We start from the raw sequence: 1,635 nt of genomic DNA, 5'->3' as shown, positions 1-1,635 counted from the left end.
GTAGGCAGCATCTCGCCACCACCGTCGAGTACTTTACACTTGCACTGTGCACAGGTACCGCCACCACCACAGGCAGATGGCAGGAAGACACCCGCACCTGACAAAGTCGTCAAGAGCTTGCCACCGGCCACTGTAGTGACCGCTTTCTCAGGGTCTTCATTAATGTTGATGGTCACATCACCGGTGCTAACCAGTCGCGAGCGTGCAGCAAGGATGATCGCTACGAGCGTCAGCACTATGACGGAAAACATGACTACGCCATAAACTATGACTTCGGTATTTTCCATATTTACACGACCTCCTTAAAGCTGTACGCCAGAGAATGACAGAAAGCCCAGTGACATCAGACCCACAGTAATGAAGGTGATACCCAGGCCGCGCAGGCCCGGAGGTACATCACTGTACTTCAGCTTTTCACGGATGCCAGCCAGGGCAGCAATTGCCAGAGCCCAGCCAACACCCGCACCTAATCCATATACCGCAGACTCGCCCAGATTGTAGTCACGCTCAACCATGAACAGTGACGCACCCATGATGGCGCAGTTCACGGTAATCAGCGGCAGGAATACACCCAGTGCGTTGTAGAGTGACGGTACAAACTTATCCAGAAACATCTCCAGAATCTGAACCAGAGCCGCGATAACACCGATGTAGGTGATCAGCCCCAGGAAGCTCAGATCGACACCGGGGGTCAGCGCGCCATCTTTCAGAATGTTCTGATAAATCAGGTTGTTAATGGGGACAGTAATGGTCAATACGGCCACTACGGCGACACCCAGACCCAGAGCTGTTTTAACCTGCTTGGACACCGCCAGGAAGGTACACATACCCAGGAAGAAAGCCAATGCCATGTTTTCCACGAACACTGCTTTCACAAAAAGTGAGATGAAATGTTCCATGGCTTAGTGGGCCTCGCTGAACTTGGTGTTAGGAGCCATTTTGAACTCGTTGTCTTCAACCTGATCCGGCTTGCGACTGCGAATCACCCAGATCAGCAGACCGATCAGAAAGAACGCACTCGGGGCCAGCAGCATGAGGCCGTTAGGCTGATACCAGCCACCGTTGTTGACAGTCTTCAGGATTTCAACACCGAACAGGTTACCGGCACCGAACAGTTCACGGAAGAATGCCACAATAAGCAGTACCGCACCGTAACCCAAACCGTTACCAATACCGTCCAGGAAGGATAGCTTGGGACCGTTCTTCATAGCGAAGGCTTCGGCACGACCCATCACGATACAGTTGGTGATGATCAGACCTACAAATACAGACAACTGCTTGGAGATGTCGTAAGCGTAAGCTTTCAGAATCTGATCCACCACAATTACCAGAGAAGCAATGACGGTCATCTGACAGATGATACGAATGCTGTTGGGAATGTGGTTACGAATCAGGGATACAGCCAGGTTGGAACAGGCGGTTACGCCGATTACCGCCATGGCCATAACCAGGCTAACCTGCATGCTGGTGGTCACCGCCAGTGCCGAACAGATACCGAGGATCTGCAAGGTTATGGGGTTGTTGTTAACGACCGGTTCCAGCAGGATATCTTTAGTCTTCTCAGACATTATGCATCCCCCGCTTTCAAATTAGTAAGGAACGGTTTGAAGCCATCTTTACCCATCCAGAAATGAA

At 51.4% G+C, this 1,635-nt stretch carries 3 protein-coding genes; all 3 read right to left on the bottom strand.

Annotated features, from left to right (window positions below):
- Positions 1–287, bottom strand: a 287-nt coding sequence (locus KDK17_RS17305; RefSeq protein WP_257288655.1) for a 2Fe-2S iron-sulfur cluster-binding protein, incomplete at its 3' end; no start/stop codon positions are given.
- Positions 288–302: 15 nt separating this feature from the next.
- Complete coding sequence (nqrE, locus tag KDK17_RS17300) at positions 303–899, bottom strand: NADH:ubiquinone reductase (Na(+)-transporting) subunit E (RefSeq protein WP_257281423.1); 597 nt, start codon at positions 897–899, stop codon at positions 303–305.
- A gap of 3 nt (positions 900–902) precedes the next feature.
- On the bottom strand, positions 903–1,568 hold the full coding sequence (locus KDK17_RS17295) for an NADH:ubiquinone reductase (Na(+)-transporting) subunit D (protein ID WP_062268817.1): 666 nt from the start codon (positions 1,566–1,568) through the stop codon (positions 903–905).
- Between the last annotated feature and the right edge of the window lie 67 nt (positions 1,569–1,635).

The sequence above is a fragment of the Endozoicomonas sp. SESOKO2 genome, from assembly GCF_024606245.1.
Lineage (GTDB): Bacteria > Pseudomonadota > Gammaproteobacteria > Pseudomonadales > Endozoicomonadaceae > Endozoicomonas_A.
This window is presented reverse-complemented; position numbering and strand designations above follow the sequence as displayed.